The 16,458-nt window shown below is 61.4% G+C and carries 13 protein-coding genes; 10 read left to right on the forward strand and 3 right to left on the reverse strand.

What is annotated here, in order from left to right:
* Positions 1–17 precede the first annotated feature (17 nt).
* The 4 genes from M727_RS0103815 (at position 18) to M727_RS0103830 (ending at position 4,506) form a co-directional block, all read left to right on the forward strand.
* Complete coding sequence (locus M727_RS0103815) at positions 18–1,349, forward strand: UDP-glucose/GDP-mannose dehydrogenase family protein (RefSeq protein WP_027151552.1); 1,332 nt, start codon at positions 18–20, stop codon at positions 1,347–1,349.
* Between the two features lie 90 nt (positions 1,350–1,439).
* On the forward strand, positions 1,440–2,900 hold the full coding sequence (locus tag M727_RS0103820; RefSeq protein WP_027151553.1) for a GMC family oxidoreductase: 1,461 nt from the start codon (positions 1,440–1,442) through the stop codon (positions 2,898–2,900).
* Positions 2,897–3,346 (forward strand): hypothetical protein, encoded by a 450-nt coding sequence (locus M727_RS0103825; RefSeq protein WP_027151554.1) that lies wholly within the window; start codon positions 2,897–2,899, stop codon positions 3,344–3,346. The genes M727_RS0103820 and M727_RS0103825 overlap by 4 nt, the downstream gene beginning before the upstream one ends.
* Before the next feature lie 80 nt (positions 3,347–3,426).
* A complete protein-coding gene (locus M727_RS0103830) occupies positions 3,427–4,506 on the forward strand; it encodes a glycosyltransferase (protein WP_027151555.1) in 1,080 nt (359 codons plus the stop codon).
* Between the two features lie 126 nt (positions 4,507–4,632).
* On the opposite strand, the gene M727_RS0103835 is transcribed toward M727_RS0103830, so the two are convergent.
* Together M727_RS0103835 and M727_RS0103840 are read right to left on the reverse strand one after the other, a co-directional pair.
* Complete coding sequence (locus M727_RS0103835; RefSeq protein WP_027151556.1) at positions 4,633–5,655, reverse strand: phosphoribosyltransferase family protein; 1,023 nt, start codon at positions 5,653–5,655, stop codon at positions 4,633–4,635.
* A 38-nt stretch (positions 5,656–5,693) separates the two neighbouring features.
* Positions 5,694–7,190 (reverse strand): lipopolysaccharide biosynthesis protein, encoded by a 1,497-nt coding sequence (locus M727_RS0103840; RefSeq protein ID WP_027151557.1) that lies wholly within the window; start codon positions 7,188–7,190, stop codon positions 5,694–5,696.
* 191 nt (positions 7,191–7,381) lie between these two features.
* Here M727_RS0103840 and M727_RS0103845 point away from each other — a divergent pair, with 191 nt between their 5' ends.
* The 6 genes from M727_RS0103845 to M727_RS0103870 all read left to right on the forward strand — a co-directional run bounded on the left by M727_RS0103845 (position 7,382) and on the right by M727_RS0103870 (position 15,076).
* Entirely contained in the window at positions 7,382–8,551 is a 1,170-nt protein-coding gene (locus tag M727_RS0103845; RefSeq protein WP_027151558.1) for a glycosyl transferase family 1, read from the forward strand.
* Positions 8,552–8,579: 28 nt separating this feature from the next.
* Entirely contained in the window at positions 8,580–9,572 is a 993-nt protein-coding gene (locus M727_RS0103850; protein ID WP_036261478.1) for a glycosyltransferase family 2 protein, read from the forward strand.
* The gene (locus M727_RS0103855; RefSeq protein ID WP_027151560.1) at positions 9,572–10,522 is read left to right on the forward strand and encodes a glycosyltransferase family 2 protein; all 951 of its coding nucleotides are present in this window, start codon (positions 9,572–9,574) and stop codon (positions 10,520–10,522) included. Before M727_RS0103850 ends, M727_RS0103855 begins: the two co-directional genes overlap by 1 nt.
* Positions 10,512–11,480: a glycosyltransferase family 2 protein gene (locus M727_RS0103860; RefSeq protein ID WP_027151561.1), complete on the forward strand. Its 969-nt coding sequence runs from the start codon at positions 10,512–10,514 to the stop codon at positions 11,478–11,480. Before M727_RS0103855 ends, M727_RS0103860 begins: the two co-directional genes overlap by 11 nt.
* 58 nt (positions 11,481–11,538) lie before the next feature.
* A complete protein-coding gene (locus M727_RS0103865; RefSeq protein ID WP_023796734.1) occupies positions 11,539–12,435 on the forward strand; it encodes a UTP--glucose-1-phosphate uridylyltransferase in 897 nt (298 codons plus the stop codon).
* A gap of 259 nt (positions 12,436–12,694) precedes the next feature.
* A complete protein-coding gene (locus M727_RS0103870) occupies positions 12,695–15,076 on the forward strand; it encodes a polysaccharide biosynthesis tyrosine autokinase (protein WP_027151562.1) in 2,382 nt (793 codons plus the stop codon).
* 295 nt (positions 15,077–15,371) lie between these two features.
* Here the strand turns inward: M727_RS0103870 and M727_RS0103875 are convergent, their stop codons facing one another.
* The gene (locus M727_RS0103875; protein WP_027151563.1) at positions 15,372–16,454 is read right to left on the reverse strand and encodes an acyltransferase; all 1,083 of its coding nucleotides are present in this window, start codon (positions 16,452–16,454) and stop codon (positions 15,372–15,374) included.
* Between the last annotated feature and the right edge of the window lie 4 nt (positions 16,455–16,458).

Here is a 16,458-nt window from a genome sequence, read left to right on the forward strand (position 1 = left end):
AACAGGAATGAAATCAAATGAATTTGACGGTCTTTGGAATCGGCTATGTCGGTCTGGTGCAGGCGGCGGTGCTTGCCGAAGTCGGCCATCAGGTATTATGCGTCGACATCGACGTGAAAAAGGTGGAGCGGCTCAATCAGGGCCTCATTCCGATTTTCGAGCCCGGGCTCGAAAACCTCGTCAAGGAGAACCATGCGGCCGGCCGCATCAAGTTCACCACCGACGCCGCGGCCGCCGTCAAGCATGGCCAGATCCAGATGATCGCTGTCGGCACGCCTCCGGGCGAGGATGGTTCGGCCGACCTCAAATATGTGCTGGCCGTTGCCGAGGCCATCGGCCGGGAGATGGATGCGCCCAAGATCGTCGTCGGCAAGTCGACCGTGCCGGTCGGCACCTGCGAAAAGATTAAGGCCAGGATCGCCGTGACGCTGAAGGCGCGGGGCCGCGAGGATCTTACTTTCGACGTCGCCTCCAATCCGGAATTCCTCAAGGAGGGCTCCGCGGTGGCCGACTGCATGAAGCCCGACCGCATTATCGTCGGCACCGGCAGCGAGGACACCGAGGCGGTGATGCGTGAGCTTTACGCTCCATTCAACCGCAACCACGAGAAGATGATCGTGATGGATGTGCGCAGCGCCGAGTTCACCAAATACGCGGCCAATTGCATGCTGGCGACCAAGATCAGCTTCATGAACGAAATGGCCAATTTGGCCGAGGAACTCGGCGCCGACATCGAGGAGGTCCGCAAGGGCATCGGCAGCGATCCGCGCATTGGCTACCACTTCATCTATCCGGGCCTCGGTTATGGCGGCTCGTGCTTCCCGAAGGATGTGCGCGCCCTGATCAAGACCGCCGAAGGTGTCAAATTCGATGCCAAGCTGCTGCGCGCCGTCGAGGAACGCAACAACGAACAGAAATCGGTCCTGTTCGACAAGGTGAACCGCTCTTTCAACGGCAATCTGAAGGGCAAGACTTTTGCGCTGTGGGGCCTGGCTTTCAAGCCCAATACCGACGACATGCGTGAAGCGCCGGCTCGGGTCTTGATGGAAGCGCTCTGGAAGGCCGGCGCCAAAGTGCAGGCTTACGATCCCGAGGCGATGCAGGAATGCCAGGCCGTCTACGGACTGCGCGAGGATCTGCTCTTGTGCGGGACCAAGGAGGCAGCGCTGCGTGGCGCCGATGCGCTCATGATCGCCACCGAGTGGAAGAATTTTAAGGCACCGTCGTTCGACGCGATCAAGGATGCGCTGTCCACTCCGATCATCTTCGACGGTCGAAACCTCTACGACCCCAAGGTCATCGCTCGCTACGGCATCGAATATCACTCGATAGGCAGGATGGCGGCGTGAGATCAGGCGGGACAGGCCGGTGGCTAGGACATCAAGGACGATCGCGAAGGCTTCGATGAACGCGCTCGTGTCAACAAGGGGTCTTCTCTGATGGTGCTGGGCATCAGGCCGGAACAGATCGCCAACGAGCATTTCGATCTTGTCGCAGTCGGTTCCGGTTTCGGTTCGGCCTTCTTCCTGCATGCGTTCGCCAAGCAGCGAAAGGCACGCATTCTGGTTCTGGAATGGGGCGGGCACAACACGCATGAATGGCAGCTCGAGCAGAACGTCAACACCGACATCGAGGACGAGACCACCTACAAGACCAACTCTGACAAGCCGTGGAATTACACCATCGGATTGGGTGGCGGAACGAATTGCTGGTTCGCCCAGACGCCGCGCTTTCACCCGAACGACTTCAGGCTGAAAAGCCTCTACGGCGTCGGTAACGACTGGCCGATCAGCTATGACGAGCTCGAGCCGTTTTACTGCGATGCAGAGGACGTCATGTCGATTTCAGGCGACCCCGACATGGCGGCGATGATGCCGCGTTCCAGGCCATTTCCCCAGCCACCGCATCACATGTCGACGCCGGACCGGATGATGAAAGCGGCGCAGCCGGACCAGCATTTTGTCATGCCGACAGCCCGCGCGCGCGTGCCGACCGCGCAGCGGTCTTCGTGCTGCGCCAACTTGCGATGCGGACTATGCCCGGTCGATGCCAAATTCACCGCCAACAATGGCCTGATGCACGTCTTCGAGCATCCCGACGTTTCGGTCTGCCTTGGCGCTGAAGTGCGCCGGCTCGACCATATCGGCGGCTCGGTCCGTTCGGTCGCATTCGTGCATGAGGGCAAGGAATATTCAGTCAGCGGCGATCTTTTCATACTGGGTGCCAATGCCATCCAGAGCCCGGCGATCATGTTGCGGTCCGGCCTGTCGGGCGAATTCGTCGGGCGCGGCCTGCACGAATCCTACGGATGGAATTTCGAAGCCTATCTCGACGGCGTCGACAATTTCGACGGAAGCACCATCACCACCGGCTTGAATTTCGGCCTTTATGACGGCGCTCACAGATCAGACCATGCGGCGGCGCTGGTCTATTTCGAAAACCGCTGGCAGCACGGGATGCGCCCTGAAAAGGGACGTGTCCGTCAGACGCTTCCCATCATCATTGTTACCGAAGACCTGCTCGACCCGGAAAATCTCGTGATTCTCGATGAGGATGAAAACGCCTTCGTCAGTTTCGCGGGAGCATCCGACTATGCGGTCAAGGGCATGGCGCGGGCAAAGGAGAAATTGGCGGCGCTTCTGGCGCCGCTGCCGGTCGAAGAGATCTTCGATCGCGGCATCCGGCGCACCGAGTCGCATGTCCAGGGCACGTTGCGGATGGGCTCGAGCCCGGCGGATTCGGTGGTCGATCGGGACATGATCCACCATCAGCTCAGGAACCTGGTTGTCGTCGGCTCGAGCACATATCCAAGCTGTTCCTGCGCCAACCCGAGCCTGACGGCGGCAGCCCTCTCCCTGCGGGCGGCGAGCCGGATAGCAGGAAAGGAAATGGCCGGATGACCAAGGTTTCGCGACGCGCGGCACTGGCCATCATGGCTGGCGGAGTTGCTTCGACCGGCATCGCCTACGCCACCGTTTCCTCGCTTTCGGACGAGGATCTGGTGCGCGTCACGCTCGAAAGATATTTCGGCAGGCTGAACATGCGCATCGAGCATTTGCAGCAGTTCGTCCTGGAATTCCAGAAGCGGAACCCCTGGATATTTCCGAACACAAAGCTGGGCGATGCTGTCACTCTGCTTGAGGCGTTGAAATTGGGCGCCGCCCGCCGGTTTCTGCCCGAACAGAAAAAACAGGACCTGAGGCATTTCGACCGCTGGGTCGTTGCGGAGTTCCATATGCTGACCGACTACGCCCGGCGCAGTTCGCCAGCCGACCCGGTCCGGTTCACCGGATGGCAGCCATGCACCAATCCGTTCGCCAATTTAGAGGCGCAGCAGGATGCTTGAAGCGGGTCGCAAGCCAGCATCCGTAAATAAGCCGTGCGTCATTGCCCGTAAACTTGAGAATGCGACAAGGAGCCGAAACCATGAAAGTGCTTTTTGCAGGCGGTAACGGTTACACGCCCCAGTTCAGCGGCGGTGTCCAGTCCAGCACCCATCATCTTGCCGAACAGTTGCGCGAGCACGGGCATGAGGCTTCCGTGCTCGCCGCCCTGTTCGGCCAGGGCGTCTTCGGCTACAAGGCGCGCGCCAAGATGAAGCTTTTGAGGCAGCGCGCTGTCATCGACAGCTTTCCGGGCTATCCGGTCGTGCGCGCCTGGTTTCCCTGGGAGGCGGCGGGTTTTGCCGTCGAAAAACTGAGGCCGGATGTCGCCGTGGTCCAGTGCCACAAGTCGGTTCCGATCGGCAAGGCGCTGCAGGCCGAAGGCGTGCCGCTGGTCGTCTATCTCAGGAATGTCGAGTTCCACGAATTGGGCGGCGATCTGCGCGAGCTGCATTCGGCGCTCTACATAGCCAATTCCGAGTTCACGGCGCGCACCTACAAGGCAAAATTCGATATCGATTCGACGGTTATACCGCCGACCATCAATCCCGCGCTCTACCGCACGCCGACGACGGGCGAGTTTGTCACGCTGATCAACCCCTATGAGGAAAAAGGTTTCGAGCTTGCGGTGCGCATCGCCGCCGCCTGCTCTGAAATCCCGTTCCTGTTCGTCGAAAGCTGGAAGCTTGACGATGATCATCGGGCCCGGATCGAGCAGACGATCGCGCCGCTCGGCAACGTCACGCTGGAGAGCCGGACCAACGACATGAAGACGGTCTACGGCCGCACGAAAATCCTGCTGGCTCCCAGCAAATGGGAAGAGGCCTGGGGCCGGGTGGCGTCGGAAGCCCATTGCAGCGGCATTCCAGTCGCCGGCTCGCGTCGTGGCGGCCTGCCCGAAGCGATCGGCTCCGGTGGCGTGGTGCTGGATTACGATGCCCCACTCGCCGACTGGGTGGCCGTGGTCAGGCGTCTGTGGACCGACAGCCAGGAATATGGGCGGCTTTCAGCGGCGGCGCGTGCATTCTCCGAGCGCCCGGAACTCGATCCGGCGGGTCAGTTCGCGACCTTCTTCTCGATGCTGGAGCGAGCGACACGACAGCCTTCGCGGCAAGCCGCCTAACGCATGTCGCCCAAAAGCATGCCCTCGGGCCTGACCCGGGGGTGCGTAGCGGTTTTGCGACAACGACCGCATAAAAAAAAATTAAAGCGCGCGTCGCGTGACGCGCTTTAAGTCCCGAAACCGGGTTCAAGCCGGTCGTTTGACCCGGCTTTTGAGCGTCTCGTAACCGCGTTCGCCAAGCAGCGTGCGCGCGACGGTCTTGATTGCCGTCTTGCGCCCGTCAGGCGAACTGATCTGCCTTAACCTGCCCGGAAGGTTGCGCGCCGCCTGTCCAAGTGCCGGAAGTGACAGCGTGTCAGGATAAATTACCAGATGCGTTTCAACGCACAGCACCGGCTTGCCGGAAAGCTCGGCTATCTTGAGGGCCTGCTGGTGCTCGCTTTCGATGAACAGGATGGCATCGGATTTGCGGTAGAAATCGGCTTTGAAACTGCCATGCACGCCAAGCCGTTGCCGTTCTGCCTTGCTCGGCAGGTCAAGCATGATCAGCTTGTCGTATTCTATGCCGTGCTTTGCCAGCCATGCTTCGGTAAGCGCGCGGTATTTCTCGAGCCGGCTGGTGACGAGCCAGCCGATCTTGCGGGTCGGGCCAAACAGAGGCAGCGCTTCGCCCAGGAATTTCTCATAGGCGGGGCCGTCGTCATTCTCTGCTTCGGTCGGGTCCAGGCAAAGCACGCCGTCAATGTCGACGCAGCATTGCGCGAGGAATTTGTGGTGCATGAAGTTCCATTGGAACATCCTTGGATGCGGCACGACCTCGAGGACGATGTCGGTTTCCTCGTGTTGGAGCAGCAGGCCGAACACCGCGGCAAAGGTGAAGTCCGCCTTGATGCCGGCGGCCTCTACCCGGCTGCGCGCCTCTCTCATAGCAGCGCCGCCGCTGACGCTGTCGTCGATCACCAGGACCTTGCGCATATCGGTCGCCTGGCGGTCGAGCGCGGCGCGCCGTTTGGTGACGCCCGAAGTATAGATCTTTCCGGCCAGGAAACTGTCCAGGTCGGTCATCGGAATGTTCGCCGTCAGGCTGAGCAGGGTGGCGGCGAGAATGCCGCTTCGCGGGACCCCGACCACCAGGTCGATGTCGCGCGGCAACCGGTGAAGGTTTCTGACAATCGCATCATTCATGTCGGAGATCGATCGGTAGTGCATGGGATCAGACCTGGTCCTCGTATGGATGTCCGTGCAAGTTACTTCGCCTCGCTTGGTGCGGCCTTAGGCGCCCGCGCCGGCAGCAGTTTTAGGGCCTCCCGCAACGCCTCGCGGCCGGAAGCAAACGCCAGCGCGGTGATGACCGTGATCATGTAGGACAGCGCCACGGCGCTCGCCATCGCGAAGATGTGCTGTTGCGGCAGCAACGGCTTGGCGAACCAGATCGCGGCAAGCGCCAGATGCGCGCCAAGCACGAAGGGCGTTGCCGCGCGAAGCATATGGCTTGCCCGCAGCGGCCCGGTCTTTCCTATATACAGCCACAGAAAAGGTGTTCTGAGATACTCGCTGATCGCGTAGGCGATCGCCACGCCCAGCGCGCCATAGGGCAGGCCGATCAGGAAGGCCAGCACCGACGTCAAGGCTGTTATGATGCCCCAGCGCATGAAATCGCCCGAGCGGCCCTGGCTGATGAAAAGCCATCCCGCCGGGTTGTTGAGCGGCTGCAGCAGACCGGCAAAACCGAGCGCCAGGAAGATGCTGGAACTCTGCCGCCACTGCTCGCCGAGCACGAACGGTATCAGCACGTCGGCCATGGCTATGGCGAAGGCGACACCCGGAAGTGCGACCAGCAATATCAGCGGCATGACGCGAAGATAAGCGCTGCGGTAGCGATCCGGCTCGTCCTTCAGCCTGGAAAGAGCCGGCACCATGACCTTCGACAGCGGATTGGTGATCTGGCTCAACGGAAACAGAAGCAGCTTATAGGCGCGGTCATAGAGTCCAAGCTGCGCTTCGCCCCAGTATTTTCCGATCAGCACATTGTCGAGATTTCGGGCAAAGAAGTTGGCGAAGTTGAACCCGGTGATGCCGGCGCCGAAATTGATCAGCTCGCTAATGCCGTTGACCTTGCGCGGCAGGCTGGGGCGCCATCGCGAGTTTGCCCAGTAGCAAAGCGTGGGCAGTACGGCTGCTGTCAGGGTGCCGGCAAAAAGCGCCCAGTAGGAACGGTCGATGAAAGTCCAGGCGATCGATACGGCAAGGCCGGCAATGGCACTTGCGACGTCGATGATGGCCAAGCGGGCGAACTGCATTCGGCGTGTCAACAGCGCCAGATGCTGGGCGCCCAGCCCATAGGCTATGATCTGCAGCCCGAGTGCTGCCACCAGACCAGCCACCCGCGGTTCGCCATAGAAGGCGGCGACCAGAGGCGCCGCGCCGGCAAGCACGCAGGCGAGCAATGCGCTAACCGCGACATTGACCCAGAAGAGGTAATTGACCTCTTTATGCTTGATTCCGCTTTTCTGAACCGTCGCCTGGGTCAGGCCGAAATCCTGGAACAGCGCGATGAACGCCAGCACAGGCGCGCACATCGCCACGACGCCGAAGTCCTGCGGCGAGAGCAGGCGCGACAGCACGATGACGGAGACGATCTGCGTCGCAACCCGCACCGATTGCGCCAAAGCCGTAATGATAGCGCCGCGTCCGACCGATCTGCGGAGAGAGCCCTCTGGCGGGTCGAATGCATTGGCTTGCAAATTCAGGGTCCCTGATTTTCGTGCCGGTCCCGGAGTCCCGACCCATGCCCGATGCCACCATCAAACTACGGCAATAATATTGCAGCGCAACAAAAAACATTGATTTTTGCTACGCTGCACCAAAAATGTTGCGATGCAGCACGAGCTGTACTAGGATTCTTTCGGGCGGGCCAACAGCGGTCGAGTTTTTCATGCTGCATGTCTTGTACTTGGTGCACGACGTCTCCGATCCGGCAGTGCGCCGGCGGATCATAATGCTCAAGGCAGGCGGCGCCCAGGTCACACTGGCAGGCTTTCGCCGGTCAGCAAGCCCGATCGCCGAGGTCGAGGGCTTGCATCCGATCGATCTTGGCGCAACGCGCGATGGGCGATTCGCCCAGCGGCTTGCAGCGGTCACCAAGGCGGCGGTTTCGATCGGGTCGAAACTCGGTTCGATGCCCAGACCCGACCTCATCATCGCGCGCAATCTGGAAATGCTGGCGCTTGCCCGGCGTGCCAAATCGGCATTCCAGGCAACCGTGCCGATCGTCTATGAGTGTCTCGACATCCATCGCCTGATGCTTCGCGACGATTTTCTGGGCAAGGCGATGCGCGGCGCGGAGCGCTATCTGGCCAGGGATGTAAAGCTGCTGGTCACCAGTTCGCCGGCCTTCATCGCAAACTATTTCAAGCCGTTCGGGCAGATTGCCGCGCCGGTCGAACTGCTCGAAAACAAATATTTCGAGCCTGCCGCCGTTTCGCTGAATGATCGCACGGCGGCGGAGCCCGTCGCTCGGCCTTGGCGGATCGGCTGGTTCGGCGCGCTCCGATGCCGCCGCTCCCTGGAACTGCTGGCCGAATTTTCCCGACGACTCGAGGGCCGCTTCGAAATCATCCTAAGGGGCCGTCCGGCGCTTTCCGAATTTCCGGATTTCCACGGTTTCGTCGAATCTGAGCCCTGGCTCTCGTTTGGCGGACCCTATCGGAATCCCGAAGACATGGCGACGATCTACCGTGAGGTTCATTTTTCCTGGGCCATCGATTTTTTCGAGCAGGGGCTGAATTCTGAATGGCTGCTGCCCAACCGCCTCTACGAGGGCTGCCGCTTCGGCGCCGTGCCGATCTCGATGGGCCACACCGAAACCGGCCGGTTCCTCGACCAGCAAGGAATCGGTGTTCTCTTGCCTCAAGCCACTCCGGAGGCACTCGAGGCCGCCTTGGGCGAGTTGGAGGAGCATCGTTTCGGGGAATTGCGGACGCGTGTTCTTGCCCGCAATCCGCGAACCTGGAGCCACGATCGCAGCGATTGCCGGGCGCTCGTCGAGAAGCTTCGCGGATTGACGGTCGCGCCCGGTTCATATGCTGCCGAGGCACTGGCTTAGGATGGCTAGGGAAGGAGATGGGCCGATGATGCAGACCGAAATGCCGTCCAACCTGATCGTGATTCCATGCCTGAACGAAGCGGCTCACATCGGTGAGCTTGTTCATGAGCTTCGACCGGCCGCCGAGAGGCTCGGCGCCCGGATCATAGTTGCCGATGGCGGTAGCACGGACGGCACCAGGGCGATCGTCGAGGAGATCGCCGGGAAGGATCCGAGGGTCATCCTTCTTGACAATGAAAAGCGCCTCCAGAGCGCGGCGATCAATCTCGCCATCGCCAGGTACGGCGATGGGGCTGAATATTTCATTCGCATCGACGCGCATGGCGGCTACCCACCGGATTATTGCGACCGGCTGATCGAAGAGGCGCTGGCCACCGGCGCCGATTCGGTCGTCGTCTCGATGCTGACCAGCGGCAGTGGCACAGTGCAGAACGCGGTTGCGGCTGCACAGAATTCCAAGCTCGGCACGGGCGGCTCCAAGCACCGGCATCTCTCGGCGGGAGAGTGGGTCGACCACGGTCACCATGCGCTGATGCGGATTTCGGCGTTCAAGGCGGTGGGCGGCTATGACGAGACGTTCAGCCACAACGAGGATGCGGAACTCGACTACCGGCTGCGCAAGGCCGGCTACCGGATCTGGATGAGCGGCAAGACGCAAATGATCTATTACCCGCGCTCGTCGCTCGCCGGCCTCTATTTCCAGTATCTCGGCTATGGCCGCGGCCGAGCAAAGAATGTTCTCAAGCACCGCATGATACCGAAGGTCCGGCAGATGGTGCCGCTCCTGGTGTTCCCTGTCGTCCTTCTCTCTGCCTTTTTCTTCGTGCATTGGCTGGCAGTCATGCCGATTCTGGTGTGGGCGTCGGTTTGTCTCGGCTATGGCGTGCGGATTGCGATCAGCCAGCGCAATCCGGACAGCGCCCTTGCCGGGATTTCGGCAATGGTCATGCATTTCGGCTGGTCCGTCGGTTTCTGGCTGCAACTGCTTGGACCGCGATCGCAGCGTAGGAGGGTGGCATAGTGGATGTGGCCGAAAAAAACCGCAGCGTCGACGTCTGCGTCTGCACGTTTCGGCGGCCGGAGCTTGCCGACACGCTTCGCTCGGTTGCCGCCCTGGACGTGCCTTTGGGATTCGACATCCGCGTCATCGTCGCCGACAATGATGACGGGCCGACGGCCGAACTGCTGGTGGCGACGCTGGCGGAGACGCTGAAGCTGCCGATCAGCTATCGTCATTGCCCGGCACGCAACATCTCGATCGCCCGCAATGCCTGCCTCGACGCCAGCACGGCGGATTTCGTCGCCTTCCTCGACGATGACGAAACGGCATCGTCCAGATGGCTCGTCGAACTGGTTGCGACGGCGGACTTGAGTGGCGCTGCCGCCGTGCTCGGGCCAGTGCGGGCGCGCTATCGGCCGGATGCGCCCAACTGGATGCGCCGCGGCGATTTTCACTCCACCTTGCCCGTCTGGGTGGGCGGCGAGATCCGCACCGGCTACACCTGCAACGTCCTGCTCAGGATGGGCGCCGACAGCCTCCGCGGCCGGCGATTCAGCCTGGCGCGTGGTCAGACCGGTGGCGAGGACACCGAATTCTTCGACCATATGGTCAAGGCCGGCGGTCGCATAGCCTTTTCGCCGCAGGCCTGGGTCGATGAAGTGGTGCCGCGCGCCAGGGCGGCTTTCGACTGGCTCCGTCGCCGCCGGTTCCGCGTCGGGCAGACGCATGGGCACCTGCTGGGGCGCGACGCGCATGGCCTCGCGCTGGTCAGGCAAGTCGGCCTCGCCTCGGCAAAGGCGGTTTTTTGTTTCGCATCGGCAATCCCGGTCGCCATCAGTCCCGTGCGCAGGAACCGAAGCGTGCTTCGCGGCATCATGCATGTCGGCGTCGTGAGCGGTCTTGTCGGCGTGCGTGAAATCCGCCAATACGGCCTGCCCTCGCCGCAGGAAGGGGGCAAGCGTGCAGCCTGACGTCACCTTTGTCATTGCCGCCTACAATTCGGAGCTGACCATCGAGCGGGCGATCGCCAGCGCCATCGCCCAGCGCGATGTGAGCGTGGAGGTGATCGTCGTCGACGACCAGTCGCGCGACCGGACGCTCGATCTAGCGCGATCCTACTCCGAAGACATCGTGCGCGTCGTCGCACTTGAGCAAAACCGCGGTCCAGGCGGCGCCAGGAATGTCGGCCTTGAGCTTGCCCGCGGAAGGTGGGTGGCGGTCCTCGATTCCGACGACGCGGTCTATCCCGGGCGGATCTGCACCATGATTGACCGCGCCGAGAAAGCGGGCGCCGCGATCGCAGTCGACAATCTCCAGGTCGTTCGCGAGGACGGTGTTGCCGAAGAGACGATGTTCCCGGCCGACTATCTCGAGGGTTTGAGTGAAATCTCGCTGGCGGACTATATTGCTGGCAATGTGGTCTTCGAATCCAGGTTCAATCTCGGCTATCTCAAACCGATCTTCCAGCGCCGGTTTCTGAACGAAAACGGGCTTCGCTATGACGAAAGACTGATCATCGGCGAGGACTACATTCTGCTGGCCAGTGCTCTGGCCAAGGGCGGCAAGTGCGTGGTCGAGCCGACGACCGGCTATGTCTACCATATCCGGACCGGCTCCATTTCCCGCGTGCTCGAACTGCATCACGTCGAGGCGATGCATAAGGCCGACCTCGTTTTCGCCAGAACCCATTCGATGGACGCAAAGGCCGCAGCCGCTTTCGCAAGGCGCACGCGCAGCCTGCGCAAGGCGGCGTCGTTCCTTTCTCTGGTCCAGCATATCAAGGCGCGATCCCCACTCAAGGCGGTGTGGACGGCGCTCAGCGATCCGGCGGCGGTTTGGCATATGGGCATGCCGATCGCCGTTCGGCTGCGAAGGGTGGCGGCGCAATTTGCCGTGGGTGCGGGGGAGGTGAAGGGTGCAGGCAGCTGAAAAATAGTTTTCGCGGCCTGCGACAGGTTGAAGTCGATCTCCTCAGAAGGAATATGCAATGAAGAAAGTCAGGAAGGCAGTCATACCGGTAGCGGGGCTTGGAACGCGATTCCTGCCGGCGACCAAGTCGATGCCGAAGGAAATGCTGCCGGTCGTCGACAGGCCTGTCGTGCAATATGCGGTGGACGAAGCGTTCGAAGCCGGCATCGAGCACATTGTCTTCGTGACGGGCCGAAACAAGGCGGTCATCGAGGATTATTTCGACCTGCATCCAGAATTGATCGGAACTTTGGAGCAGACCGGCAAGACGGCGCAGCTTCAGGCGCTGGAAAGCCTGCTTCCCGTGGCTGGTGCGACGAGCTTCATCCGGCAGCAGTCACCGCAAGGTCTCGGCCATGCGGTATGGTGCGCCCGGGAAGTCATCGGCGATGAGCCCTTCGCATTGCTGTTACCGGACATGGTGTCCTTCGGCGGTCGCGGATGTCTCGCTGAAATTGCGGACCTCTATGCGCAGACCGGCGGAAACGTCATCGCCGTCGAGCGCTGCGACCCGACCGAGACCAGCAAATACGGCATCGTCGGCTGCGGCGCCGATGTCGGCTCGGGCTTCGAGGTCACCGCCATGGTCGAAAAGCCGGCTCCGGCGAATGCGCCGTCGAACTACTACATCAACGGCCGCTATATCCTGCAGCCTGAAATATTCGGGCTGCTCGGCAATCAGCAGCGCGGCGCCGGCAATGAGATCCAACTGACCGACGCCATGGTCCGCCTTGCGCAAAGCCAGGCTTTCTTCGCGCAGCCCTTCAACGGCCGGATGTTCGATTGTGGCTCGAAGGAAGGGTTCATCCAGGCCAATGTCGCCTTCGCGCTGGCGCGCGACGACATGAAGGGACCGATCTTCGAGATGCTTCAGGAGTTCGTCCGGTTGCATGAGCGCCGGGTGGAAGCCGCATAAAGCCCATTTTTTGGGAGCAAGCATATGAATGGTGACGCAAGACATGCCGATATGTTTGACTGCCCAGGTCTCGCGGTGGCTGGCATGAAGCTTGCGTTGGGCATATGCTGATGCTCCCGCTCTAGCGCCTGCAAACGAGAGCAGCGGACCCGAGTGGAGACAGGGTTTGGGAAAATCCGAGGCTCAAACCAAAATAGAGCGGCGGCGCGTTCGACTTGAGAGACCGCCGCTCTAGATGCAAACTTGAATTGGACCGAAGATGAATTATGCCAATTTTCCTCTCGACAAGAGGAAACCATTGCCGAGTTCGGACCCAGTCAGCGCCGACGATTTTATCGATGTCGAGCGCCTGCTCGGCATGGCAGCAAGGCAGGCAAAGGTGGTTGCGGCATGCGCTGCCATCGGTCTTTTTCTGGGCGTGCTTTATTTGCAGACCACGCCTCCCACCTACATGGCGACGAGCCGTGTACTGATCGACGAAGGGTTGAACAAGGTCGTCGACGAGGTCTCGGCGGCGTCGGTCAGCATGCAGACCGACTCCGCCATTCTGAGCCAGATCGAAATACTCCACTCGGCGAGACTGGCGGCGGTGGTCGTCGACAAGCAGAAACTCGATCAGAACGACGCTTTCATGGACCCTCCGACGTCGGCCGTGTCGAAGGCTGCCGGTTTTGTGCGCGGCGTGGTCCGGTATTTCCGTCCCAATCCCGCCGTGGGTACGGCCGACGTTACTCAGCTTGACCCGGCGACGCGTGACGCGATGATTGCCTCGTCACGGCGCGATTACGCAATCCTCAAACTGCAGGACGAGGTGCAAGCCGAGCGCATCGGTCGAAGCTATGTGATCTCCATCGCCTACCAGGCGACGGACCCCGCACTTGCGACCGCGGTCACCAAAGCCTATGCCGACGCCTATCTCGCCGATCAGCTCGATGCGAGCTTCGATGCGACCGAGCGGGCGGCGGTCTGGCTGCAAGGTCGGCTGACGGAGCTTCGCGAAAGTTCCCAGGCAGCGGCGCTCGCCGTCGAGAAGTTCAGGGCCGAACATGGGCTGGCCGTCGATGACGGCCAGTTGATCAGTGACAAGCAACTGTCGGACCTCAATGGCCAGCTCATTGAGGCGCAGGCCGATACCGCCCGCGCCAGCGCCCGCTACCAGCAATACAAGTCGATCGTCGAAAGCGGTTCGGACAACGCATTCAGGGACGCCGCGATATCCGCCGACCAGCCGAGCAACTCGATCATTTCAACGCTCAAGACCCGCTATCTCACTGTCGCCAAGCGGCAGCAGGATATCGAAGCCAATTTCGGGGCTGAGCATCCCCAGGCGGTCGCACTTGCCAAGGAAAGGGCCGACATATCGGCGCAGATATTCGGCGAGCTGAAGCAATTGACCGAAAGTTACCGCAACGAATACGAAGTCGCTCTCGCGCGCGAGACGGCGCTCCGTGCAAATGTCGCGTTAGCGGCTGGCAAGAGTTCCATCGACAACCAGTCGCAGGTCAAGCTGCGCGAACTGGAGCAGAAGGCAACGGCGCTCTCGACGCTCTATCAAACGTTCCTTGGCCGCTACGAGGAAGCCTCCCAGCAGCAATCCTTCCCGGTCGGCAAGATCCGCGTCATCTCGGACGCGACGCTGCCGAAGTCCGCGGCAACCCCGCGCACGTCCATAGTGCTGGGACTTTCGCTCGTGCTTGGCGTGATGTTGGGAGCCGGGGTTGGTGGCCTGAATGAGTTCAGGGAGCGGTTCTTCAGGACCGGCGAAGACGTTCGCGATCGCGTCGGCCTCAAATTCCTCGGCTACCTGCCGATCATTGGCAGCAAGGTCGCCAAGGACGATAAGCGCGATGACGGTCAGGCGGATATCAAAACCGCCCCATCACCATCGGCGGCTGAAAGACGCGCGCGCATGCGGGTGAGCATCGACGCCCCGGCATCGATGTTTTCCGAGACGCTGCGCAGCGCCAAGATTGCCTTCGACGTGGTGATGGAAGGGCAAGGCAGCCGGGTCATTGGCGTGATCTCGGTCCTTCCCGGCGAGGGCAAGTCGACCGTGGCGGCGAATCTGGCCGGATTGCTTGCCGCCAACGGGTCGAAAACGCTGCTGGTGGACGGCGACCTGCGTAACCCCGGCCTCAGCCGCAGCCTTGGCATGGAGGCCGAGCAAGGCCTGATGGAAGCGGTGGTGAGCGGGCAGACCTGGCAGTCCGTCGGCAAGATCGACCGGCAGACCAAGCTGGCGATCGTCCCCGCCGTGCCGCGCGGTCATTTCTCGCACACAAGCGAGCTTCTGTCGTCGGCCGGGATGCGGCGTTTCATCGACAATGCCAAGGAGACCTTCCAGTACATCGTCGTCGATCTGCCGCCGCTCGGCCCCGTGGTCGATGCCAAGGCCTTTGCGCCGCTTGCCGACGGCTTCGTGCTCGTGACCGAGTGGGGGCGCACGCCGCGTGCGATGGTGCAATCCATTTTGAGTTCGGAATCCTATATCGCCAACAAGATCGTCGGCGTCGTCCTCAACAAGGTCGATTTGAAGAAGCTGGCGAAGTATGGATCGATCGGCGGCTCGGAAAAATTCTTCGACAGATATTCGTCATACTATCTGGAGAAGTCGGAAGCGCGGACGAAGGTGAACAGCTGAGGCCGGTCTGTAGGACCGGCAGATCTTCGTCTTCCGCCGTCAGGCCGATACCGGGCCGAGGCCGTCGTGAGCGAAGACGAATGCCCCTCGAACAGACCATGACCGGCAGCCTGTGCACTGCCGGTAGGGTCGGTGGCGAATGACGTTCCTTAGGGTGCCGGTCGATTTCCTCTCTTGATCAGGTCAGGTCGCCGAGCCGCGACGGGACGCGCAAAAGCGTCCGCACCCTGCTTTGTGCCGGACATTCCACCGTAGGACGTTTGCAGCCAGGAACCGGCGTGACAACGCTGGCGCGTTACGCCGCCTTGAGACGGTAGCGGAAGATGGTGTGGTCGAGCAGAAGCCGGATGCGCGGTTCGGCCTCGATCGCAATCAGCCAGCTCGCGGCGATCATGGTCGCCCCGACGATGACCACCGAAAGCAGGTATGGCACTCCCGCACGCATCAAGGCGCCGAGAATGGCTGCGCCGACGACATTATGGATCAGATAGAGAGGGTAGGTCATCAGGCCGATCCGGCGCCAGCCGCGCCAGGACAGGTCGAGCCGTAACGACCACGCCATCAGCGCCATGGCAGCGAGGAACAGGACGATCGGCGGCCCGTAGGGCATCGCGGCTTCGACCTTGATGCTGCGGACGTCGACAGCACTTATGATCTGCAGCACGCCGCCGGCCAGGAACAAGGCGCAGAAGACAAGGCGGGCGGGCGTCACTGCCTTGAAACGCATCAGCCAGAACAGCACACCTGTCGCGAAAAAACATCCGTGATGCACCAGGAGCAGGTCGAGCCAGCGCGCCTCGGCAAGGTCCGTCCAGTCGAATGGATAGTATAGGCACCAGAAAAGCGTGCTGATCGCGCCGAGCGCAACTGCCACCGCTTCCATCAGGTCGAAGCGGCCGAGCCGCAGCAGGATCCAGACGATGGCATAAAAGGCGATCTCGATGCCGAGCGTCCAATAGACGCTGTCGACCCAGGGGTTGAACGGAACGAACAGGGCGGTGCGTATGAGCGTGGTGACAGCGTCCGTCGGCCAACTGAGATCGACGAGAAGCAGCACCATCGCGGTGACTGGTGCGCAGATCCAGACGGCCGGCGCCAATCGTTTCACCCTTGCCTCGAAAAACCGCAGCGGAGTCGAATGCTCGGCGCTGAAGGCGATGACGAAGCCGCTGATGACGAAGAATATCTGGACGCCGACCCATCCGAATTGGACCAGTCCGCCTATTTCCGGATGCGGCGGGATGCCGCCCGTCGCACGCGCCGAAACGCCCTCGGGGAACGCCCACACCCAGAAGCCGTAGTGGTAGACCATCACGAGGACAGCGGCGACAAAACGCAGGATGTCGACGCCGCCGAATGTTGTTTTTTGCTGAGCCATGCCG

The sequence above is a fragment of the Mesorhizobium sp. WSM2561 genome, from assembly GCF_000513915.1.
In the GTDB taxonomy this organism is placed as follows: Bacteria; Pseudomonadota; Alphaproteobacteria; order Rhizobiales; family Rhizobiaceae; genus Mesorhizobium; species Mesorhizobium muleiense.